Below are 22,136 nucleotides of genomic sequence, written 5' to 3' on the forward strand. Positions count from 1 at the left end.
GCGCCTGCAAAAGGCACCTACCCCTTCACCCCGCCGCTCGTCACACCCTGGATGTAGTAGCGCATCAGGAAGGCGAAAAGCACCAGCAGCGGCACCGCCGAGAGCACGTAGGAGGCCATCAGGGCGCCGTAGTTCGGCGTCACCGCGGTCGCCGCGCCGCCCCCCTGGAAGTTCACCAGAGCGACGGGCAGGGTGCGGTGCGCCTCGTCCAGCACCAGCGAGGGCAGCAGGTACTCGTTCCACACCGGCACGAGGCGGATGATCGCCACCGAGATCAGCACGGGCAGGCTGACCGGCAGCACGATGCGGCGCAGCAGGGCGAGGTGCCCCGCGCCGTCCAGCCGCGCGGCTTCCAGCATGTCGCGCGGGATCGCCTCGAAGGCTGCGCGCAGCACCAGGATGGCGAACGGCTGGCCGACCGCGACGGTGGGCAGGATGATCGCCAGGTAGTTGCTGGGCAGCGTCAGGTTGCGAATCTGCACGTACAGCGGGATCAGGGTCAGGAAGTCCGGCACGAGCAGCAGGGCGAAGGTGACGGCGAACAGCAGGTGCCGCCCCGGAAAGTCCATCAGCGCGAAGGCGTAGGCGCTCAGGGAGGCCAGGAGCAACGTCGCCAGCACGCTCGTGACGGTAATGACTACTGAGTTGACGAGGGGACCCTGAATCTGCGCCCAGGCCAGCGCGTAGTTCTCGGGGTGCAGCCGCGTGGGGACATTCAGCAGGCTCTCGGCGTACTGCACCCGGTCCTTGAAGGAATTGACGGTGGTGAAATACAGCGGGAAGAGGGCCAGCAGCCCCAGCAGAACGAGGACAGCCTGCCGCACGACCTCGCCTGGAGTGAAGCCCGCGCGCCCCACGCCGCCTCTCACGGTCCCCCTCACCGGTTCCCCCGGCTGATCAGGCGCGAGAGCAGGGTCAGGACCACGACGAGGATCATCAGCAGGAAGGCAATTGCCATGGCGTAGCCGTACTCGCCGTCACGGGTCGCCGTCTGGTACATCAGCAGCGCGGGCACCGTCGTCGCGTAGCCCGGCCCGCCCGAGGTCAGTACGAGGGGGCTGATGTAATACTGGACGTTCCCGATGATCGCCAGCATGGCGATGAGGCCCAGTTGCGGGCGCAGCAGCGGCAGGTCGATTCGCAGCACCCGCCGCAGCCCCGTCGCCCCGTCAATCTTGGCCGCGTCGAACACGTCCTCGGGGATGGCCTGGAGCCCGGCGTACAGCAGCAGGAAGTTGAAGGCATCAATATACGGGAAGCCCAGGAAGATCAGGCCGTACAGCGCCGTGTGCGGATCGCTCAGCCACTCGTGCCGCAGCCCGCCCAGCCCCACCGCGCCGAGAAGCTGATTGAGCAGCCCGTCACTCCGGTAGAAGTCGCCCCACACGAGCAGCAGCACCAGGGACGGAATCACGATGGGAATGACGAAGAGGGTGCGGTAGGCGTACTGCCGCCGCTGCCCTCGCAGGTGAAAGACCAGTTCGGCGACGATCAGCGGCATCACGAGGGCGAGCAGGGTGCCCAGCACCACCCAGATGCCCATGTTGGTCGTCGCCTGCCCCATCACGGGGTCGGCCACCGCCCGCTGGAAGTTCTCCAGCCCGGTAAAGGTAGGGGGGTTCAGCCCGTCCCAGTCGGTAAAGGCGCGGGTCACGGCGATATAGGCCGGGTAGTAGGCGAAATACCCCACCAGCAGCAGGGTCGGCAGCAGGAAGAGGTAGGCGGGCCAGTTCCGCCGCAGGCGGGTCAGGACGCTGCGGGGGGAGGCGGAACCGGAACGGAAGCCGGGCAGGGCGGTCATGAGGCGCTCCTCGGGAAGAAAAGGAGGCAGGCCGGAGGAACGCGCGGGGGCAGCGTCTTCCGGCCTGCGGGTCAGGCGGCCCGGCCTATGGGCCAGGTGTGGCTCAGGGTGGTGAGCAGGAAGGCGAAGTCACACACGGGGCGCCCTCCGGCTCACTTGTACTTCGACAGGTCGATCTTGTTCTTGCGGGCGTAGTCCTGCGCGGCGCGGTCCAGCACCGTCTGCGCCTGCTGTTTGGCCTGGTCGAGCGTGATGTTCCCGCTGAGGTACAGCCCGAAGATGCGCTGCATGTCCACCCAGCCCAGATTCGCCGTGGCGGTGGCCGCCCCGATGGACCGCTCGGGCAGCTTGAGTTGCGCGGTGATCGCCCCCGCGTCGAAGTTGCTCAGGGCGAGCTTCACGGTTGTGCCGGGCCAGGTCGGCGCGTAGGTGCCCTGCTCGGCGGTCAGGCGCTGGAGGTTTCTGGGCGTCCCGAAGTAGCGCATCCAGTCAATGACCGCCTCGGTCTTGCCCTTCTCGCGCATCGTCTTGTTCGACTGCGGCGTGCTCATGGCGTACTGGAAGCCGCCCGTGCCCGCGTAGGCGTTGGCGGTGTTCGCGCCGGTCGCGTACTTGCTCTCGTTCTTGCTGAGTTTGGGGAAGTTGAAGGCCCCGACCGGGAACCTCACCCCGGCGTCCAGCATCTCGCGGACCTTATAGCTGCCCTCGTAGAGCATGGCTTCCTTCTGGCCCACAAAGTCCTGGAAGGCGTCGTAGTTCTTGCCAGGGTCGGCGGCGAGGTAGTCCTTGGGCCAGGTGTCGGTGAACTGCTTCATCACCGGCCACCACGACATGAAGCGGTCGTCCTTCGGCGTCAGGATGCCCTTGGAAATCGCCACCGCCTCGTCGAGCGGCGACTGGCCGGGCAGCCCGTCGTAGCCCGCCAGCTTCGCGTAATCCTTGGAGTACAGGTCCGAGAGGAAGTGGCGGCTCCACCACGGGTAGGCCGGGACCGCGTGCATGGGGTAGATGCCCGCCGCGCTCAGCTTCTTGGACGCGGCGATCAGTTCGGGCCAGGTCGTCGGCACCTTGGTGATCCCGGCCTTTTTGAAGAGGTCCTTGTTGTAGAAGATGGTGTAAGCGACCTTGTCGCCGCTCAGGGTGTAGATCTGCCCCCCCGGCGTGCGGCTCTCGGCGAGCTGGGCCTTGTCCATCACGTCCTGCCAGGCCTTGTTGCCGGGGATGTAGGGGTTGGGCTGCTTGAAGTACGGGGCGAGGTCGTTCGCCACCCCTTTAGGCAGGGTGGAGTTCAAGCTGTACGACTGCGCCCAGTAGATGTCGAAGAGTTCGCCCGCCGCCGCCTTGACCCGGATCATGGTGTTCGTATCGGGGATGGGCTCCTCGTAGAACTTGATCTTGATGCCGGGGTACTTCTTCTCGTACTCGCTGGCGATCTGCTGAAAGACCTTGAGCTGATTCTTGACGCCGGGAAAATTGGGCGTGTAGTCGGCGGCGACCATGTAGATCGTGCCGCGCCAGGAGCCGGGCGCGGCACTCGCCGTCGAGATCAGGGCGCTTGAACTCAGAAGCAGGGCGGTCGTCAGGGCAGTGCGGCGTTTCATAGGTCCTCCTCAGTCACATGCGGATGGCGGCAGCATAAAAAGGCTCCCCCCCCCGGAATGCTGGATTTCCTACGAGTTCCAGGGAAGGGTAAGGTCATCATCTTGGTCCCCGCCCCGGTGGTTCGGCCGCAGGACAAGGCCGCCCGTGCCCCGCCGCCCGCCGTTTCAGATCGGTGACCCCTACGCGCCCTGCACAGGGCCGCGCACCAGGCCGTCAGTGCCCGGAGTTCCGCCCAGTCCCGAACGGCTTCCAACCCCACCCCTGGAAGCGAGCCTGCTCCGGCCGCCCCTCAGCCGGGTCGCGTCACCCCCCCACGTACTGGATGCGCCAGATCCGCCCCTCCCCGTCGTCCGTCAGCAGCAGCGACCCGTCCCGCGCCACCACGAGGTCCACCGGGCGGCCCAGCACGCGCTGCCCGCTCAGGAAGCCGGTCAGGAAGTCCGTCACCTTCCCGGTCTTCGGGTCCACCGTCACGACCTTGTAGCCGCTCTTGGTGCTGCGGTTCCACGAGCCGTGGAGGGCCGCGAACATCTGGCCGCGGTACGCGCTGGGGAACGTCTTGCCATCGTAAAAGGCCAGGCCCAGCGGCGCGGAGTGGGCGGTGGTCAGGGCGAAGGCGGGCGTAGCTTTAGCGCAGGTGGCCGCGCTGCTCTGCCCGAAATCCTTGTCCCACACCTGCGCCTCCCCGGCCTGAGTCGTGTAGCAGTACGGCCAGCCGTAGAATCCGCCCGCCTTCGTGCGGTAGAAGCCCTCGGGCGGGATGTTGTCGCCCAGCAGGTCGCGCCCGTTGTTAGTGGCGTAGAGAGCGCCGTCATACCACTCCAGGCCCACCGGATTCCGCAGCCCGGTTGCGTAGGGTTTCCCGTTCTTGCCATCGGCGTCGTAGACCCACACGGCGGCGCGGCGCTTGTCGCTCTCCTCGCAGACGTTGCAACTGCTACCGGTCGCCACGTACATCTTCCCGTCCGGCCCGAACACGACCGTGCGCGTCCAGTGCCCACCCCCAGCGGGGAGGCTGACGAGTTGCTGCGGTCCCCCGCTCGCCTTCGTCTGCCCCGCCTTGTAGGCGAAGCGCACCACCCCGTCGGTGTTCGCCACGTAGAGGGAACCGCCGTGGAAGGCGAGGCCATGCGGGCGGTTCAGGCCGGAGGCGAAGACCGTCTTGCCGTCCGCCTTGCCGTCCCCGTTCTGGTCGGGCAGCCTGGTCACCGTTCCCGCCTGCGGGTCCGAGACGAACACGTCGCCGTTCGGGGCCACCGCCATGAATCGCGGCTGCTGGAACCCCTCGGCGAACAGGGTCACCCGGAAGCCGTCCGGCGCCTTGAGGGTCGGCGTCTGTGCCATCGCCCCACCCACGAGGGCCAGCGCCCCCGCCACCAGCATTCGTTTCAACATAAAGGCAGGAGACCACGGGGCGGTGAGAGGGCGCGGGGAGACCGATGAAGCGCGAGCGGCCCCGCCGATCTACAAGCTCAACTCACCGTCAGCTAGGGTTCAGCCTCCCCCGGAGCGACTGGGATCAAGGGTCGCATGGTCGCTGCGGCCGAACGCCCTCAGGGTTGGACTTCCACGGTTACCGGCTGCTCATGGCCGTAATTGAAGTAGGCCCTCAACACGCTGTCCCCCGTATTCCGCACCCAGTGCGGCCACCCCGCCGGGAAATACACGCAGTCGCCCGCGCCCAGCTCGACCTCGAGCCATTCCCGCTCTGGAGTCTGCAGGCCTGCACGGGCGGTCCCCTCCAGCACAACGGCCAATTCCGAGGTATTGGTATGCAGGTGGGTCGCGCGCCAACTGCCGACGGGAATCTCCACCTGCGCGATGGAAATGCCCCGCAGCACCGGCCACACCTTCTGATTCCCCTTACGAGCCGTGACCTCGGCCGGAATGACGGCAGACGGCAGTTCCGGCAGGCGCCGCACGTAATCCGCGGGCAATGAACTGCGGGGGGCGGGTGTGGCGGGTGCCGGGACCCCGGGGGCGTTCTGAGCAAGGGCACTCCCGCGCAGCAGGGGAAGGCTGGCGGCACCGAGGGTGGCCGCGGCACGGATGACCTCACGGCGGGAGAGGGGGCGGTCGAAGAAGCGTTTCCAGAACCGGGGTTGGGCAGTCATACAATTACTCCGGCGCGCACCCTAGAGTTCCTGGGAGGTTGCCGCTAGGGCACGCCTCACATCCGGACTTGCCGGAGGCTGCCGAACCTTCTGGCCTATCCCCCTGTCTGGGGGTACTCGAACCGTACCCCCAGCCCCTCCAGGTGGCGGAAAAACAGCGGGTAGCTCTTGCGAATGTGGTGCGCCCCGGTGATGCGGACGGGGGCCTCGGCCCGGAGCCCCAGCAGCGTCAGCAGCATGATCATGCGGTGGTCGCCGTGCCCGTCGGCGGTGACGCCCCCCGCGATGCGCCCGGCCCCCGTCACGCTCAGGCTGGCCTCCGTCTCACTGGCACTTAAACCCAGACGTTCCAGCTCGCGGCGGGTGTCGCTGATGCGGTCGCACTCCTTCAGGCGCAGGGTGGCGACGTTCTCCCAGGTCGTCGTGCCGTGGGCGAAGGCGGCGGCGGCGGTGAGCGCCTGCACGGCGTCAGTGAAGCCGTCCCCATCACGCGTAACAGCATGAAGAGGCCCCCCGCCCCGCACCGTCACCCGGTCCCCCTCGCGCACGATGTCGGCAGCCATCTCGCGAAGCACGTCCACCGCCTCGCGCTCACCCTGAAGGTCGCCTTCGCGCAAGTTCGAAACCGTCACCTCGCCGGGGAGGATCGCGGCGGCGGCGAGGATCGCGGCACTTCCCGGGTAGTCTCCCGGCACCAGGACGCGGCCCGCCCGGTACGTCTGCCCGCCGGGGATGGAGATGCGGGAGAGGTCGTCGCTCGCACTCGCGCGGACCCCGAAGTCGGCGAGCGTCGCTAGCGTCTGCCGCAGCGGTGCGTGGCTCTTGATCTCGCCCGTCAGGCGCAGGTCCAGCCCCTCTGGCAGCAGCGGCGCGAGGAACATCAGGGCTGAAGCGTACTGGCTCGAGCGCTCGGCCGACACCACTACCAGGCCGCCCCGCACCGGACCGCTGATCGTCACCGGCATCCGTCCGCCGTTGCTGCTCACCCGCACCCCCAGGCGTTCCAGCGCTTCAAGGAGGTCCCCCTGCGGCCGTTTCCCCAGCGAGTCAGCGTAGTCGGTGACCAACGTCGTTCCGGTGGTCAGCGCCGCCACGCCCATCAGGAAGCGGGCGACGGCCCCCGCGTTGCCGGGGTTGAGCGTCATCCCCGACCGCGGACGCGCCCCGAAGCCGCGCACCACCACGTCCTCTCCTGCGGAGCTTTGCAAGTCCCCCACCCGCTCCACGCCCGCGCCCCAGTCCCGCAGACAGCGAATCAGTGCCTCCGCGTCCTCGCTGGTGGCCGCGCCCACCACGCGCGTCTCCCCTTCCGCCAGCGCCGCCGCGAGCAGATAGCGCGTCGTGTAGTTCTTGCTCGGCTGCGCGCGCAGTTCCCCCCGAAGCTCGCGGGCGGGATGGACGATCACGTCGAAACGCTCGGGCAGGCCGTCGGGGGTCATGGGGAGGAGGCTAGCGCGGCGGGGAAAGCTGGAATCGGAGGGGTCGAGACAGGCTTTACAGCGACTCCACCGCAGCGGGAATTCAGGGGCCGACTTGAAAGGTCCGCTGACCCTCTAACCTCAAGGTCGCCGTCGCCCGCCCATCCTTCACTTTCACGACGCAGCTCTGCACGGTGTTCGGGAACTTCCGCTTCAGGAGTTCCTGGCAGCTCACCTCGTAGGCCGCGTTCGCCGAGAGGCCGCCGCGCGCCGCCGCCTGCACCGCCTCTCGCCCGTACTCGCGGGCGGCGCGGCCCTGCCACGAGAGCACGGCCACGAAGACCATGACCCCCGCCACGAAGGTGAGCAGGATGAGCAGGAACGTCCGCATACGGCGCGCAGGCTAGCGCAGCGAGGCGGGCCGCACCCAGGAGGAGGGGGCGCGGCCCGTGAGGGAGGAGGCGAGCGGGACCAGAACCGCTCGTGTTCATGGTGCACCGAGAACCTGACGCGGGCATGACCCGGCCCCCCGCGGGAAGCGGGGTACACTGGCCCCCGATGAGCAAGGTTATGATTATCGGCGCGGGTGGCGTGGGCAACGTTGTCGCCAAGAAGTGCGCGCAGAACGACGAGGTGTTCACCGAGGTGCTGCTCGCCAGCCGCACGGTGAGCAAGTGCGACAAGATCGTCGCGGAGATTCACGAGCACATGCCCCAGAGCCGCACGAAGTTCACGACCGCCGCCGTGGACGCCGACAACGTGCCGGAGCTCGCCGCCCTGATCCGCGAGTTCGGGCCGGAACTGGTCATCAACGTGGCGCTGCCGTACCAGGACCTCACCATCATGGACGCCTGCCTGGAGACGGGCGTGCACTACCTCGACACCGCGAACTACGAGCCAAGAGATGTGGCGAAGTTCGAGTACAAGTGGCAGTGGGCCTACCGTGAGCGCTTCGAGCAGGCGGGCCTGATGGCGCTGCTGGGCTGCGGCTTCGACCCCGGCGCGACGAACGTCTTTACCGCGCACCACGCCAAGCACCACTTCAAGGAAATCCACTACCTCGACATCGTGGACTGCAACAACGGCAGCCACGGCAAGGCGTTCGCCACCAACTTCAACCCCGAGATCAACATCCGCGAGATCACGGCGAACGGGCGTTACTGGGAAGGCGGCGACTGGGTCGAGACGCAGCCCCTCGAGATCAGCCAGGACATCTACTACCCCAACGTGGCGACCCGCAAGAGCTTCGTCCTGTACCACGAGGAGCTGGAATCGCTCGTCCTCAACTTCCCGACGATCAAGCGGGCCCGCTTCTGGATGACGTTCGGGGAACAGTACATCAAGCACCTGACTGTGCTGGAGGCGGTGGGCATGACGAGCATCGAGCCCATCAACTTCCGGGGCCAAGAGATCGCGCCCATCGAGTTCCTGAAGGCGGTGCTGCCCGCGCCCGAATCACTGGCGGCAAATTACACCGGGCAGACCTGCATCGGTGTGCAGGCGCGCGGCATCGGCCACGACGGGCAGGAGAAGGTCCACTTCGTCTACAACGTCAAGGACCACGCCGAGTGCTACCGCGAGGTGCAGGCCCAGGGCGTCTCGTACACGACGGGCGTACCCGCCATGATCGGCGCGATGCTGATGCTGCAAAAGGCCTGGTTCAAACCCGGCGTGTACAACGTCGAGGAGTTCGACCCCGACCCCTTCATCGCCGGGATGAACCGCTGGGGCCTGCCGGTGGACGAGCTGCCCGGCATCCAGCTCGTGCTGGACTGAGGGGGAAGCCATGCGCCCAGCCGTCCTGTTCACCGTCCTGCTCGCCCTGGGCGGGAGCCCCGCGTGGGCGGACACCCAGCCCGCCGAGCAGGGCCGGGGGGACGCCATCCGGGTCACGTCCCTGAACGACGGGCGCTTCCGCTTCGTCCTGGGGCCAGCCCAGTCCGTGCTCGACCTGGGGTCCGGCCTCAGCGGCTGCACCGGGTCCCTCTACGACGGGGCGACGGGGGAGCAGTACGGGGGCAACGTGCGGGCCCGGGTGCTGGACGAGGTGCGCGGGGCGGGCTTCTGGTACGTCGTGATGCAGGTGAACACCAATACGGGCTGCAATGTGCAGGGCCTGTGCGGCGCGGGCCTGTCCACCGACATGCTCTGGCTCAAGCTCGACGTGCGCTTGCGGGCCGTGGCGCGGCAGGCGGCGAGCGTCGAGGACTGTGGCACGGATACTGAGCTGACCCAGTTCGATGGCCGGAGGCCGGAGGGGGATGACCCCCGCCTGGAGATGCGCGGCGGCGTCCTCTCGCTCGAATCGAGGCAGGACGACTACACCCGCAAGGTTACGACGGTCACGGCCCTACGCTACGACCGACGCTCCCCGGAACGCGGGCTGGTGCGCTCCACGAGGCAGATGCCGCTGAAATAGGAACATGGACAAGCTGCCCCGGAGCCTTGACACTCCGGGGCGGCTTTGTCGTGATTACGCTCCCTTCGCCCCGTCCAGCGCCCTCATCGCCTCGCCGATGTACGACCACATGGCTTGCATCTCGGGCGTCATGTTGCGCTGATAGGACTCGTTGAGGGTCGAGCCGATGTCCTGACGGCCCCCGGTAAACTCTGCGACCAGGCCGCGCCAGCGCCGGGCGAGTTCCAGCACACGAGGGTCCGTCGCCGGAGTTCCGGCCTCCATCTCGCGCAGCACCTCGCTCATCAGCCGGGGCCACTCCTGCTCCACTTCCTTGATGCGCGCCTCGCCGACCGAGACGCGGCGCTCCTCCAGGTACTTCTTCTGCTCGTCATTGAACTTGGGCTCCTCGCCCACACGGCGGGCCGTCTCCAGCATCCTGTCCACCTTCTCGCTCATACGGATCACCTCCAGGAGGTCGGACCAGCTCGCCCCGCAGACGTCCAGCCGCTTCAGGCGCTCCAGCAGCGCCCGCTGGCGTTCCAGCTCCTCCTCCAGCACCCGGATGTGCTCCTCGATCACCCGCCTGGGGTCGTGCCCGGGGCTATGGAGGACGGCCCGGATCTGCCCCAGCGGCAGCCCGATGGCCTTGAGGCTCTGAATCTGTTGCAGGGTCCGTAGGTCGGCCTCGGAGTACAGGCGGTGCTTGGAGTCGGTTCGCTCGCTGGGCGTCAGCAGCCCGATCTCGTCGTAGTGCCGCAGGTCCTGACCGTCAGGCCCGTGCGACGCGCGAGTTCCCCGATCCTGAGCTTCACGCTGCCCCCCTGTACGACACGGTAAAACCGGACGTTACGTGAGGGGCAAGGGTGGGCAAAATGGTGTAGTCGGGCGCAGGCGAGGGTCAGAACCTGGGCTGCGATCCCCGCAGGCCTTTCTCAGAGAAAGGCATCTGGAAGGATTGACGACGCCATAGACAAATTCTCGGAAGGCCACAGGAAAGACTCAAAGGCGACTGCGGCGCGCCCGCCCTACAAAGCCTGCCTAGGAGGTCTGCTGTGAGCATGTCGGAAGACACGCCGCCCCCACCGGAACCGCTTCCCGACACCGAACTGCAGGAGCGGGTGGAACGGCTTCGGCTCCTGTCCGAGCGCGTCAAGGCACGCCGGGACTTGTGGGCGTCGTGGGACCTGGAGATGAGGATCATCCGGCAGGAACAGGCCTGGAGGCGGGGGCAGCAGATCCAGCGCGCCGGGCTTCTTCCGCCCCGGCAGGAGTAGTCCCCCTCACGCCGCGCCCTGGTTCTCCACCCGGGCGAAGATCATGCGGCCCACGTTCGTCTGCACGTTGTTCACCACCTGAACGCGGGTGGGCTTGCCCCGGAACTTCAGGCCGTCCTCGACGACGACCATCGTGCCGTCCTCCAGGTAGCCCACGCCCTGGCCCTGCTGCTGGCCGCCCTTGGTGACCGTGACGGTGAGGAGGTCTCCGGCCTGCACCTGGGGCTTGAGCGCGACGGCGGCGGCATGCAGGTTCAGGACCTCCAGGCCGTGCAGCCGGGCGATCTTGCCCAGGTTGCCGTCGTTGGTGACCAGTTTGCCGCCTGTCTCGCGGGCCAGGCGCACGAGCTTGTCGTCCACGGTACTCAGCGTGGCGTCGTCCCAGTCCTCGACGCGCAGGGGGCGGGCCGCGCGCAGGTCCTCCAGCACGGTGAGGCCGCGCTTGCCCCGGGTGCGCTTCTGGGGGTCAGCGTGGTCGGCGAGCACCTGAAGCTCCCGCAGCACGAAACCGGGCACCACGAGGTCGCCCTCCAGAAAGCCCCCACGGGCGAGTTCGACAATTCGGCCGTCGATGATCACGTTGGTGTCCAGAATCTTGCTGCCCGGCTGGCGGCGCACCGGGGGAAAGGCGAGCAGCCCGAAGGCATCGGCGTGCCGGGCGGCGAAGGGGACGAAAAAGGCCGCCAGCACGAGCGTGACGACGACGCTCCAGACCCAGGTGTAAAAGGGCAGGCCGCGCAGCAGGTTGCCCAGCAGCACGCTGAGGAGCAGCGCGACCATCAGCCCGAAGGTCGCCGCCGCGACCGTGCGGGGCGAGAGGCCCGCGTACCAGCGTCCCAGGCGGGTGAGTTCCCGGGCGGCGAGGCGCTCGGCGCGGGGGGCGAGCAGCAGGGCGGCGAGCGCGCCCGCCAGCATCAGGCTGAGGGTATTCACGCGCGTCACATCGGGGTCGCCGGTTCCCACGGCGAGCATTCGCCCCGCCGCCCATCCGGCGAGGAGACCGAGCAGCATGATGACCAGCCGGAAGGCAAGCACGTCCCCGAGTGTAGCGGAGGCCCGGCATTCTAGAGGCCGCACTCCGTCACAACGGGTGAGGAAACTGACGCATTGATGTGTGGTTCAAAGTGGACGCTCATAGAGGCCAGTTACCATGCCTGCCATGCGTGAAGTTTCCAAGGTGGCCTGCGTGGCGGGCCTGTTGTTCAGCGGAGTGTCCGGCGTGGCGGGCGCGCAGGGAACGTCCTCGCCCGCCGCTCCTGCCCGCGCGGCCACGACCCCCGTATCGGCCGCCACGGCGCGCGGCGCCAGCAGCGTGGCGGTGGAGATCAGCGGGACGGTCCAGGGCCAGATCGTGGCCTGCCCCAAAACGCTCAAGGTGAGCGCGGCGGCGGTCTGCCTGTACGTGCGGAACACCCCGGCCTCGCTGCGGCCCCTGGTGCGCGGCAAGCTGGGCACGCGGGCTCAGGGCGACTGGAAGACCTCCGGCCAGGCCAGCTCGCTGCTGGTGGCGAGCGCGGCGGGTGGCGCGGCCAACACCTTCGTCCTGATGGCCCCGCTGAGCGCCCAGGAATCCCTGCTGGTGGTGGACACGGCGCCGACGGCCGCCGCCTCCGCCGCTCGTCCCGCCGCCCCGGCGGGCGTGATCAAGGGCCAGCCCTACGTGCTCGGGCGCGATCTGATCGGCGTGGTGAACGTCACGTCCCTCGGCGCGGGCAAGTTCCGCCTCACCCGCGGCGGCCTGGACCCGCTGACGGTCACGGTCGGGCAGAAGCGGGCGCAACTGGGCAGTGGCAGCGTGGAACTCCCGCTCGTGCCCGCCAGCGACGGCACCAACCTGATCTTCCCGCTCGCGGGCCTGCGCTCGCTGGGCTGCACCTTCACCCCGGCGGGGTCGAACGTGACGGTCGCCTGCGGCCAGGCGAGCGTGGGGCTGCGGCCCATCGTGTTCTGAGCAGTGAGCCCTCAGGAAAGGAAGCTTCCACGCGGGGCTTCCTCTTTTTCATTTCCTGGCCCCGGCTTTAGCTCGTCTTGAGAGTCCGCCTGGGGGGAACCGGGGGCGGCGCGGCTGCGTAATCATGACCGCAAGGAGGCATCACCCATGAGTATTCTTGACCGTCTATCCCGCCTGCTGCGTGCCAACGTCAACGACCTCATCAGCCGGGCGGAGGACCCCGGCAAGATCATTGACCAGGCCCTGCGCGATATGCGCGCCGCCTACGGCGAGGCCCGGGCTGAGGTCGCCGACGCGATGAGCCAGAACGCCCGCCTGGAGCGGGAGGCGGGAACCAACCGCAAGCTCGCCGAGGAGTACGAGAAGAAGGCCGAGGAGGCCCTGCGCGGCGGCAGCGAGGACCTCGCCCGCGAGGCTCTGAGGCGCGCCCAGAACCACAAGGACCTCGCCAAGGGGTTCGAGGAGCAGATCGCCGTGCAGAGCAGCACAGTGGACCAGCTCAAGACCCAGCTCCGCGCCCTGGAAGCCAAGATCGACGAGATGGAGTCGAAAAAGACCCTGCTCGCTGCCCGGCAGAAGACGGCCCAGGCGGGCGCCACCCTCGACCGCGTCAGCGGCTTCGACAAGGCGGGCGGCGCCATGAACGCCTTCGAGGACATGGAGCGCAAGGTCGCGGGAATGGAGGACCGCAACCGCGCGATGGCCGACCTGCGCCAGGAGGGCGACCTTGACGCGCAGCTCAAGGACCTGGGGCGCGACCGCGACCTTGACGACGCCTTTGCCGCCCTCAAGGCCCGGGTTCAGGGCGGGGACAAGCCGCAGGGGTAAAAGCCACCGGAATCAGGCAAAAGGGGCGCGCTCACGTCCCTTTTCCCATTTGGAGCGCACCCCGATCAGTCAGGGCGGGGCCCGGCCCACTCGATGCCATAGCCCGGCGCCTCGGCGAGCAGCCGTGCGAACTCCTCCGGGCGTCAGCAGGACCAGCAGGCGCGCGGTGGGGGACCTGAGCTTGAAGGCGTGGGGGAGGCCGCGCGGCAGGAAGACACAGTCCCCTGGCGTGGCCCGGTGGCGGCGGTCCCCCACCTGGAATTCCACCTCGCCTTCGAGCAGGTAGAACGTCTCGTCCTCGTGGGTGTGCAGATGCGGAGGGGGCTCCAGACCCGCCTGAACGCATTCCTCGACCAGGGCGAAGGCGCCGCCGGTGTCCTCGCCGCGCCGGAGCACCGTCTGCTGCTGCGACAGTAGTCGAGCGCGTCCCCGACCCCCGGGACGGCCGCGCGAAAATCGTCCAACTCACCCCGCGAGGCCGGGTGGCCGAGGGCGTCGCCCGCGCGGCCATCACCGGGGTGCAGGAGGAGTGGGCGCGGCACCTCGGCCCCGGGGACTTCGAGCAGCTCCTGACCCTGCTCCGGCGCCTCAACGCCCACGTGACGGCGGGAGACGGGTGAGGCCCGTCTATTCCCGGAGCTTCGATCACCAGGCGTCCTCCGGCTCCAGAGGCCCCTGCATCAGGTCAACTTCATGAATGCTGACAGAATAGGGCCGATGTCGCGCTCTACCCTGAACCCCATGCGAGGCCGCGCCTCCCTCCTGATCGCCGCACCCCTGCTCGCGCTGCTGGGGGCGTGCGCGCCCGCCACCACCAGGGCGGCCCCGCCCGTGCAAGCGAGCACCAGCGTCTCCGCCGTGTCCTTCTACCCGCGCGAGACGGGGCTGAGCTGGACCTATCTCCCCGAGGGCGAACCAGCGGGCGGGTTGCCGTACACCCTGCGCGCGCTGGGGCCGACCGTGTTCGCGGGACAGACCGTCCTCGCGTTCGAACTGACCGGGCGCGGCGCGGACCAGACGTGGTACCGGCAGGTCGGCGCGTCCGGCGTGCAACTCCTGGGTTTTCGCAAACCCGGGGTGACGGTGCGGCTGGAGCCCGCCTGGACCGAGGCGCCCGCCGAGAATGCCTGGCGGGTGGGCCTGGCCTGGGAGGGCCAGAGCCGGGTGACCCTGACGAGCGACGACGGCAAGGTGCAGGCACAGGGCACGCTGAAGTACCGCTACGACGTGCAGGACCGCCGCCGGGTGACCACACCCGCCGGAGCCTTCGACGTGTGGGTAGTCACCCGCCAGATCACGGACGACGTGGGCGGCCTGTTTCCGGAGGCGCAGCAAGAGTGGTTCACCCCCTTCGTGGGAGATGTTCGCACGCCCGAGGGTCTGCTCCTGACCGGGCGCAACTTTGGGGGGAGGTAAGGATGGCGCCGCTGCTCTACCGTGGGGACATGACGCCCCGCCCTCTCAGCCTACCCTCAGAGTCGGGAGGCCAGCCATGAGCGAGCCGAAAACCTCCTCCAGCCTGACTCCGGCGGGGCGCACGCCGCTCCTCGACCGGGTGAACACCCCGGAGGACCTGAAAAAACTCTCGCGCGACCAACTGCCCACGCTTGCGGCCGAGCTGCGCGACGAGATCGTGCGGGTGTGTTCGGTGGGCGGGCTGCACCTCGCCAGCAGCCTGGGTGCCACCGACCTTATCGTGGCGCTGCACTACGTGCTGAACTCGCCCCGTGACCGCATCCTCTTCGACGTGGGGCACCAGGCGTACGCGCACAAGATGCTGACGGGCCGCCGCGCGCAGATGCCCACCGTGAAGAAGGAGGGCGGCCTGTCCGGCTTCACCAAGGTCAGCGAGTCCGAACACGACGCGATCACGGTGGGACACGCGAGCACGAGTCTGGCGAACGCGCTCGGCATGGCCCTCGCCCGCGACGCGATGGGGCAGGACTTCAAGGTCGCCGCCGTCATTGGGGACGGCTCGCTCACGGGCGGCATGGCGCTCGCCGCGCTGAACACCATCGGCGATATGGGGCGCAAGATGCTCATCGTTCTGAACGACAACGAGATGAGCATCAGCGAGAACGTGGGGGCGATGAGCCGCTTCATGCGCGGCCTCCAGGTGCAGAAGTGGTTCCAGGAGGGCGAGGGCGCCGGGAAGAAGGCGGTGCAGGCCGTGAGCAGGCCGCTCGCCGACTTCATGAGCCGCGCCAAGAGCAGCACCCGCCACTTCTTCGACCCCGCAAGCGTGAACCCCTTCGCGGCGATGGGCGTGCGCTACGTGGGGCCGGTGGACGGGCACAACGTTCAGGAGCTCGTGTGGCTGATCGAACGGCTGGTGGACCTTGACGGGCCGACCATCCTGCACGTGGTCACCAAGAAGGGCAAGGGCCTGAGCTACGCCGAGGCCGACCCGATCTACTGGCACGGGCCGGGCAAGTTCGACCCGGCAACCGGGGAGTTCAAGCCGAGTGACGCCTACTCATGGAGTGCGGCCTTCGGGGACGCGGTGACGGAGCTGGCGAAGCAGGACCCGCGCACCTTCGTCATCACGCCCGCCATGCGCGAGGGGAGCGGGCTGGTGCGCTACAGCCAGGTTCACCCCCACCGCTACCTGGATGTGGGCATCGCGGAGGACGTGGCGGTAACGACCGCCGCCGGGATGGCGCTCCAAGGCCTGCGCCCCATCGTGGCGATCTACTCGACCTTCCTGCAACGCGCCTACGATCAGGTGCTGCACGACGTCGCCATCGAGAACCTGAACGTGACCTTCGCCATTGACCGGGGCGGCATCGTGGGCGCGGACGGGGCGACGCACAACGGCGTTTTCGACCTGAGCTACCTGCGCTCGATTCCGAACGTCCGCATCGGGCTGCCGAGGGACGCTGCCGAGTTGCGCGGGATGCTGAAGTCCGCGCAGGAGAACCCTGGCCCCTTCGCCATCCGCTACCCGCGCGGCAACACCGAGCGCGTGCCCGACGGCACTTGGCCGGAGTTAAGGTGGGGCACCTGGGAGCGGCTGCGGGACGGCGACGACGTGGTGGTTCTGGCGGGCGGCAAGGCGTTGGAGTACGCGCTGAAGGCCGCGCGGGACCTCCCCGGCGTCGGCGTCGTGAACGCCCGCTTTGTCAAGCCGCTGGATGAGAAGATGCTGCGCGAGGTGGCCTCCAAAGCCCGCGCCCTGGTCACCGTGGAGGACAACACGGTGGTCGGCGGCTTCGGGAGCGCGGTGCTGGAGGCGCTCAGCAGGATGGGGCTGGGCGTGCCCGTGCGGGTCCTCGGCATTCCCGACGAGTTCCAGGACCACGCGACGGTAGAGAGCGTGCACGCACGGGCGGGGATCGACACGCAGGCCATCCGTACCGTGCTCGCGGAACTCGGGGTGGACGTGCCGCTGGAGGTGTAGGAGGACAGATCAGTGCCGCGTTGGAGCAGACTTCAACTCCTCGGTCGGGGTTGAGGTCTGTTTCTTCTTAACGCCCTTCCCAGCTCAAGCCCTGACCTGCCCCTCTCCCACCACGACCCACTTCGTCGTCGTGAGTTCGCGCAGGCCCATCGGGCCCCGGGCGTGCAACTTCTGGGTGCTGATGGCGACCTCGGCGCCCAGGCCGAGCTGCCCGCCGTCGTTGAAGCGGGGGCTGGCGTTCACCATCACGGCGGCACTGTCCACGTCGCCCACGAAGCGCTCGGCCTGTGCCGGGTCGCGGGTCAGGATCACGTCCGTGTGGTTGCCATGCGCGGCGATGAAGTCGAGGGCCTCGTCCAGACCCGAGACGGTGCGGATGCTGGCGGTCAGGGCGAGGAATTCGGTGCCGTAGTCGGAGTCTTGGGCGGGCTCGGCCTCCAGCCCGGCAGCATGAAGTGCAGCCAGAGCGGGAGGATCGGCCCGCAGCGTGACACCCGCCGCGATCAGGTCCCGGGCGATGGCGGGCAGGGCGGGGAGCGCCCCCCCGTGGACCAGCAGGGTGTCGAGGGCGTTGCAGGCGCTGGGTTTCTGCACCTTGGCGTTGTGGATGAGCCGGGCGGCCCGCTCCACGTCGGCGGGGTCGCGGGTGAAACTCTCGTCGAGGTAGATGTGAACGACGCCGATGCCGCCCACGATGACAGGCACGGTGGCGTTCTCCACGCAGTAGCGGTGCAGCCCGGCCCCCCCGCGCGGAATGATGGCGTCCACCAGATCGTCCAGGCGCAGCAGGTCGAGCATCCGCTCGCGGGCCGGGTCGCGGATGACCTGGACGGCCTCGGCGGGAATGCCTTCGGAGGCCAGGCCAGCGCGAATGGCCTCCTCCAGCGCCGCGTTGCTGCCCACCGTCTCCCTGCCGCCGCGCAGGATGACGGCGTTCCCGCTCATCAGGGCCAGGGCGGCCACGTCCACCGTCACGTTGGGGCGGCTCTCGTAGATCACGCCGAGGACGCCGAGGGGCACCCGACGGCGGGAGACACGGAGGCCGTTGGGCCGGACCTCGTCGGGCGTGGTCTCCCCCACCGGGTCGGCCAGGGCCGCCACCGCCTCCACGTCCCGGGCGATGGCCGCGAGGGAGGCCGCGTCGAGGCGCAACCGGGCGACCATATGTTCAGGAAGTCCCGCTGCCTGCGCTGCCGCCACGTCCCGCGCATTCGCCTCCAGAATCTCGGCCTCGCGCGCCTGCAGTTCCCGCGAGGCCGCGTGCAGGGCCGCCACCTTGTGGGCCGTGGGCAGCGAGCGCAGCACCCGCGCCGCCCGCCGCGCCCGCAGGCCCATCTCCCGGACGGTGAGGGTCTCGGTGGTCGTCATGGGGGCAGGGTAGCAGGGGGAACGGGATGGGCGCGGCCGCCCGTCTGGAGGGGTGTGGGCGTTGCCGGGTGGTGGCTGGCCCCACAGCGTCCGGGGCGTGGGGACAGTTCCCCGCCAACGCCTGCTCCCGCTTCGCTCAGGCGGAGCGGTGTTACAGCCCCGTAAGACCAGGCCTGGCACACTGCCGGAGGGATGAAAGGGAAGCTGCGAGGGCAAGACACTGGTGCGGCAGCAGAATTCCTGTCCCACCCTTCCCTGATGGCCGCCCCCAGGCTTTCCCTGCTGTTCGCGGCCACCCTGGGGACCACCCTGGTGAATCTGGCGTGCCTGCTCGCCCTGGGGCCGCGGGGGGCGGCGGTGCAGGACGCGCTGTTCGTCGCGTGTTGCGCGCTGTGTGCCTGCACGGCGGCCGAGGCGGCCCGACTGCACCCGGCGCCGCGGAACCGGGCCTGGACGTTCGTCGCGCTGGCCTTTGGCGTCTCGGCCCTGGGCAATGCCTGCTGGACCTACCTCGAATATGTCCGGCGGGAGACCTCGACCTCTTCGCTGGCGGACGTGGCGTTTTTGCTGGTGCCGGGCCTGCTCGCGCTGGCCTTTCTGCACCTGCCGCACGCCCGTCCCAGGGGGCACGACCGGGTGCGGCTCGCCCTCGACGTGTCCGTCCTGGTGGGTCTCCTGGCCCTGTGGGGCTGGCGGCTCTTCATCGCCCCGGCGGTGGCCGACCTGCAGGAGCAATCGCTGGCCGCGGCGCTGGCGGCCCTGTACCCGCTGCTGGACATGGGGCTGCTGTGCCTGCTCGCCTGGCTCGTGCCGCAGCGCCTCCCGTCCTGGCCGACGCTGTGTTTCGCGGCCGGGACGACCGGCTTCGTCCTGGGGGACGTGGTCTACGCACGCCTGGAGGCGAGTGGGGGGTACGTCACGGGCCATCCCAGCGACCTGCTGTGGGCGGGCGGGGTGGTGGCCTTCGCCGCCGCCGCGTGGTGCAGCGTGCGGAACATCCCGCATGACCAGGCCCCGCCCCCACGGCTGGAACTGCGGCCCCTGTCCTTCGTGCTGCCCTACCTGGCGCTGGCAGTCAGCTTCCTGCTGCACAGCCTCGTGCCGGGCGGCAGGCCGGGAGAACTCGGCACGCTCGCCGTCCTGGCCGGGCTGGTGGGCCTGCGGCAGGGCCTGGTCTGGCAGGACAAGACCCGGCTGGAGGCGGAGCTGCGCGACGCCGCGCGGCTGCTGGAGGCCCGGGTGGAGGAACGCACCGTGCAGGTGCGCCAGACCTTCGAGGGCGGGCTGCTGGCGCTGGGCATGGCCCTGGAAGGCCGCGACCTGGAGACCAGCGGCCACACCGAGCGGGTGGTTCGGCTCGCCCGCGCGCTGGGGCGGGCGCTGCACCTCCCGCCCGAGGATCTGGACGCGCTCTCGCAGGGCGCGTACCTGCACGACCTCGGCAAGCTCACCGTGCCGGACGCCATCCTCCACAAGCCCGGGAAACTGACCCCGGAGGAGTTCGCCGAGATGCAGACCCACGCCGAGCGCGGCCACCGCCTCGCCCTGCGCCTGCCCCACCTCGCCCCGGGGGCCCTGACCGTGATTCTGCATCACCACGAGCGCTGGGACGGCACCGGCTACCCGCATGGGCTGCGCGGCGAGGGCATCCCGCCCCTCGCCCGCATCTTCGCCGTCGCCGACGTGTACGACGCCCTGGTGAGCGAGCGCCCGTACAAGCCCGCCTGGACCCCGCAGGCCGCCGCCGCCGAGATCCTCGCGGGGGCGGGGCGGCACTTCGACCCCTGCGTGGTCCGCGCCTTCGCGGGGCTCCGCGAGGCCGGGCGGCTGGGCACTCCCGAAGAGGCGCGGGACGAGAGTACCTCCCTGCCCGCAGAATCTCCCGCTACAGCCGCACCAGATCGTCCCGGTGGACCGCCTCCGGGCCGTAAGTGAACCCCAGCACCCCCTCGATGTCGCGGGAGTGGCGCCCGGCGATCCGCGCGAGGTCGGCGGCGCGGTAGCGGGTGAGCCCGCGTGCCACCTCGCGGCCGTCCGGCGCGACGAGGCGGACCGTGTGGCCGCGCTCGAAGGGGCCGTGGACGGCGGTGATTCCGGCGGGGAGCAGGCTTCCGCCCCGTTCCCGCACCGCCCGCGCCGCGCCCGCGTCGAGCATCACCCGGCCCGTCGCCACCTCCGCCAGAATCCAGCGCTTGCGGGCCTCCAGACGCGAGCCGTGCGCGAGAAAGCGTGTGCCGAGGGCCTCGCCGCTCACGACGCGGCCTAGGGCGTTCTCGGCGTCGCCGTGGGCAATCACGACCGGAGTTCCCGCCCGGGTGGCGATCTCGGCCGCCTGAATCTTGGTGTGCATCCCGCCCGTGCCGCGGTGGCTGCCCGCGCCGCCCGCCAGCGCCCAGACCTCGGGCGTCACCCGTTCCACCACCGGGATCAACGTCGCCCCAGAGTCCACGCGTGGGTCGGCGGTATAGAGGCCCGGCGCGTCGGTCAGGATCACCAGCAGGTCGGCCTCCGTCAGGTTCGCCACGAAGGCGGAGAGGGTGTCGTTGTCACCCACCCTGAGCTGCGCCGTCGCCACCGCGTCGTTCTCGTTGATGATCGGCAGAACGGCCCGACTCAGGCAGCCGTCCAGGGTGGTGCGGGCATTCAGGTAGCGGGTGCGGTCGCGGAAGTCGTCGGCGGTGAGCAGCACCTGCGCGACGGGCACCCCGTACAGGTCGGCGATGCTCGCGTACAGGTGCATCAGGCGGCCCTGCCCGACCGCCGCCAGGAGCTGCTTTTCCGCCAGCGTCCGATCACGCGGCGGAAAGCCCAGCGCCTCCCACCCGGCCAGCACCGCGCCGCTGGTCACCAGCACCACCTCGTGCCCCCCCGAACGCACCGCCGCCATGTCCCGCAGCAGGTCCACCAGCCGCGGGCGATGGAGCCGGTCCCCCCCCGCTGTCAGGACACTGGTGCCAAGTTTGAGGACGACGCGCATGGCGCCCAGAATAGGGGTGAGGAGGACGGGTGGGCGAGGCTCGCCTATGCTGGCCTTTCAGGGCGCCAGGAGCCCATTCAGGGCCTGACGGACGAACCACCCGTGACGTGCCCGCAGCGTCTCCTCCACCTCGGCCTCCAGCCCCCACCCCGCCAGTCGGCCCGCCGGACGCAGGGCGGCCCGGAGGTCCCAGAGCGGCAGCGGGGCAAAGTCGAGCCCGGACCCCGCCCGGTAGCGCCCTGTCAACTCGTCCATCGCGTCAGGGCCGTAGAAGAAGAGGGTTTCGAGCCGGGCATTCGCCAGGTCGGCGAGTGGGTCGCCCAGCGCCGCGTCCTCCCAGTCAATCACCGCGGCCAGGCGGCCCTCCCGCCACAACACGTTGCCCGGCCAGAAATCCCCGTGCAGCAGGGTGGGCGCGTTGCGGGGTGTGGGCGGCCAGACCGGTTCGAGCGCGTCCCGGATCGTCCCCTCATCCAGCGTCTCGTCGAGAACGGCGGGGCGCTCGCTCAGGTCCGGCAACGGGCGGAGGAAGGGCAACTCCCCCACCCACCGGACGGCATGGAGCCGGAGGAGGAAGTCGGCCATCTGCACGGCGCAGTCGGTCGGGTTGGCGGGGGTGAGGACTGTTTGGCCCTCGACATACCCCGTAACCAGGACAGGCGCGGGAAAAAGCACGCCGGACGAGTCGGCATACAGCGGCCGTGGGACGGGGAGGCCGGCCGATGTGAGGAGGCGCAGGAGGTGGAACTCGTCGTCGGCCACGCTCGGCTTGCCGCGGACATCCGCCTCCCCGTGCTGCCGGAGGACCCACCGCTCGACTGACCCACCTGGAATGCGGACCTCCAGAGCCATGACCTGGGCGGAAACACCTCCGGCCAGCGCCCACGACCGCAGCACCTCGGCGTGGGGGTTCAGGCGCCACACGAGCTGCTGGAACGGCGTATCCCTCATCAGACGGGCTTCCTACCCCGCCCGAGCGGCAGGAGCAGGAAGCTCCAGAGG

22 protein-coding genes are annotated in these 22,136 nt (G+C 69.4%); 9 read left to right on the forward strand and 13 right to left on the reverse strand.

Features of this window, described 5'->3' with window-relative positions:
• Positions 1–17: 17 nt before the first annotated feature.
• The 7 genes from F784_RS0111000 to F784_RS0111030 all read right to left on the reverse strand — a co-directional run bounded on the left by F784_RS0111000 (position 18) and on the right by F784_RS0111030 (position 7,326).
• On the reverse strand, positions 18–869 hold the full coding sequence (locus F784_RS0111000) for a carbohydrate ABC transporter permease (RefSeq protein ID WP_245557831.1): 852 nt from the start codon (positions 867–869) through the stop codon (positions 18–20).
• 8 nt (positions 870–877) lie between these two features.
• Positions 878–1,801, reverse strand: a complete 924-nt coding sequence (locus tag F784_RS0111005; protein WP_019586784.1) for a carbohydrate ABC transporter permease — start codon at positions 1,799–1,801, stop codon at positions 878–880.
• A gap of 152 nt (positions 1,802–1,953) precedes the next feature.
• A complete protein-coding gene (locus tag F784_RS0111010; protein ID WP_019586785.1) occupies positions 1,954–3,402 on the reverse strand; it encodes an ABC transporter substrate-binding protein in 1,449 nt (482 codons plus the stop codon).
• 304 nt (positions 3,403–3,706) lie between these two features.
• A complete protein-coding gene (locus F784_RS0111015) occupies positions 3,707–4,798 on the reverse strand; it encodes a PQQ-dependent sugar dehydrogenase (RefSeq protein WP_040383028.1) in 1,092 nt (363 codons plus the stop codon).
• A 158-nt stretch (positions 4,799–4,956) separates the two neighbouring features.
• Complete coding sequence (locus F784_RS0111020; RefSeq protein ID WP_019586787.1) at positions 4,957–5,517, reverse strand: cupin domain-containing protein; 561 nt, start codon at positions 5,515–5,517, stop codon at positions 4,957–4,959.
• Positions 5,518–5,612: 95 nt separating this feature from the next.
• Positions 5,613–6,956, reverse strand: a complete 1,344-nt coding sequence (gene aroA, locus F784_RS0111025; protein ID WP_019586788.1) for a 3-phosphoshikimate 1-carboxyvinyltransferase — start codon at positions 6,954–6,956, stop codon at positions 5,613–5,615.
• Positions 6,957–7,038: 82 nt separating this feature from the next.
• A complete protein-coding gene (locus tag F784_RS0111030) occupies positions 7,039–7,326 on the reverse strand; it encodes a hypothetical protein (RefSeq protein WP_019586789.1) in 288 nt (95 codons plus the stop codon).
• Positions 7,327–7,493: 167 nt separating this feature from the next.
• Between F784_RS0111030 and F784_RS0111035 the strand changes: the two genes are divergently transcribed.
• Together F784_RS0111035 and F784_RS0111040 are read left to right on the forward strand one after the other, a co-directional pair.
• Positions 7,494–8,711: a saccharopine dehydrogenase family protein gene (locus F784_RS0111035; RefSeq protein ID WP_026332415.1), complete on the forward strand. Its 1,218-nt coding sequence runs from the start codon at positions 7,494–7,496 to the stop codon at positions 8,709–8,711.
• 10 nt (positions 8,712–8,721) lie between these two features.
• A complete protein-coding gene (locus F784_RS0111040) occupies positions 8,722–9,354 on the forward strand; it encodes a hypothetical protein (protein ID WP_019586791.1) in 633 nt (210 codons plus the stop codon).
• Between the two features lie 54 nt (positions 9,355–9,408).
• Here the strand turns inward: F784_RS0111040 and F784_RS0111045 are convergent, their stop codons facing one another.
• A complete protein-coding gene (locus F784_RS0111045; protein WP_342662484.1) occupies positions 9,409–10,095 on the reverse strand; it encodes a MerR family transcriptional regulator in 687 nt (228 codons plus the stop codon).
• Positions 10,096–10,388: 293 nt separating this feature from the next.
• Between F784_RS0111045 and F784_RS0111050 the strand changes: the two genes are divergently transcribed.
• Entirely contained in the window at positions 10,389–10,610 is a 222-nt protein-coding gene (locus F784_RS0111050) for a hypothetical protein (RefSeq protein ID WP_019586793.1), read from the forward strand.
• A 6-nt stretch (positions 10,611–10,616) separates the two neighbouring features.
• Here F784_RS0111050 and F784_RS0111055 read toward each other — a convergent pair whose 3' ends face one another.
• The gene (locus F784_RS0111055; RefSeq protein ID WP_019586794.1) at positions 10,617–11,645 is read right to left on the reverse strand and encodes a PIN/TRAM domain-containing protein; all 1,029 of its coding nucleotides are present in this window, start codon (positions 11,643–11,645) and stop codon (positions 10,617–10,619) included.
• 124 nt (positions 11,646–11,769) lie between these two features.
• Here F784_RS0111055 and F784_RS0111060 point away from each other — a divergent pair, with 124 nt between their 5' ends.
• Positions 11,770–12,561 carry a hypothetical protein gene (locus F784_RS0111060; RefSeq protein WP_019586795.1) on the forward strand — a complete coding sequence of 264 codons (792 nt, stop codon included), beginning with the start codon at positions 11,770–11,772 and terminating at the stop codon, positions 12,559–12,561.
• A 147-nt stretch (positions 12,562–12,708) separates the two neighbouring features.
• Positions 12,709–13,389: a PspA/IM30 family protein gene (locus F784_RS0111065; protein ID WP_019586796.1), complete on the forward strand. Its 681-nt coding sequence runs from the start codon at positions 12,709–12,711 to the stop codon at positions 13,387–13,389.
• 69 nt (positions 13,390–13,458) lie between these two features.
• Here the strand turns inward: F784_RS0111065 and F784_RS25260 are convergent, their stop codons facing one another.
• Positions 13,459–13,785: a cupin domain-containing protein gene (locus F784_RS25260; protein ID WP_169405678.1), complete on the reverse strand. Its 327-nt coding sequence runs from the start codon at positions 13,783–13,785 to the stop codon at positions 13,459–13,461.
• Positions 13,786–13,871: 86 nt separating this feature from the next.
• Between F784_RS25260 and F784_RS26145 the strand changes: the two genes are divergently transcribed.
• From F784_RS26145 to dxs, 3 genes are all read left to right on the forward strand, one after another.
• Positions 13,872–14,009, forward strand: a complete 138-nt coding sequence (locus tag F784_RS26145) for a hypothetical protein (RefSeq protein WP_019586798.1) — start codon at positions 13,872–13,874, stop codon at positions 14,007–14,009.
• Positions 14,010–14,130: 121 nt separating this feature from the next.
• Positions 14,131–14,805 (forward strand): hypothetical protein, encoded by a 675-nt coding sequence (locus F784_RS0111080; protein WP_026332418.1) that lies wholly within the window; start codon positions 14,131–14,133, stop codon positions 14,803–14,805.
• Between the two features lie 76 nt (positions 14,806–14,881).
• Positions 14,882–16,789: a 1-deoxy-D-xylulose-5-phosphate synthase gene (gene dxs / locus F784_RS0111085; protein ID WP_019586800.1), complete on the forward strand. Its 1,908-nt coding sequence runs from the start codon at positions 14,882–14,884 to the stop codon at positions 16,787–16,789.
• 84 nt (positions 16,790–16,873) lie between these two features.
• On the opposite strand, the gene F784_RS0111090 is transcribed toward dxs, so the two are convergent.
• A complete protein-coding gene (locus F784_RS0111090; RefSeq protein ID WP_019586801.1) occupies positions 16,874–18,157 on the reverse strand; it encodes a glutamate-5-semialdehyde dehydrogenase in 1,284 nt (427 codons plus the stop codon).
• Positions 18,158–18,415: 258 nt separating this feature from the next.
• Between F784_RS0111090 and F784_RS26820 the strand changes: the two genes are divergently transcribed.
• Positions 18,416–20,092 (forward strand): HD-GYP domain-containing protein, encoded by a 1,677-nt coding sequence (locus F784_RS26820; RefSeq protein WP_019586802.1) that lies wholly within the window; start codon positions 18,416–18,418, stop codon positions 20,090–20,092.
• On the opposite strand, the gene proB is transcribed toward F784_RS26820, so the two are convergent.
• Entirely contained in the window at positions 20,043–21,134 is a 1,092-nt protein-coding gene (gene proB / locus F784_RS0111100) for a glutamate 5-kinase (protein ID WP_019586803.1), read from the reverse strand. The genes F784_RS26820 and proB overlap by 50 nt on opposite strands.
• Positions 21,135–21,191: 57 nt before the next feature.
• The gene (locus F784_RS0111105) at positions 21,192–22,085 is read right to left on the reverse strand and encodes a phosphotransferase family protein (protein WP_019586804.1); all 894 of its coding nucleotides are present in this window, start codon (positions 22,083–22,085) and stop codon (positions 21,192–21,194) included.
• Positions 22,086–22,136: the final 51 nt, after the last annotated feature.

This window comes from Deinococcus apachensis DSM 19763, from assembly GCF_000381345.1.
In the GTDB taxonomy this organism is placed as follows: Bacteria; Deinococcota; Deinococci; order Deinococcales; family Deinococcaceae; genus Deinococcus; species Deinococcus apachensis.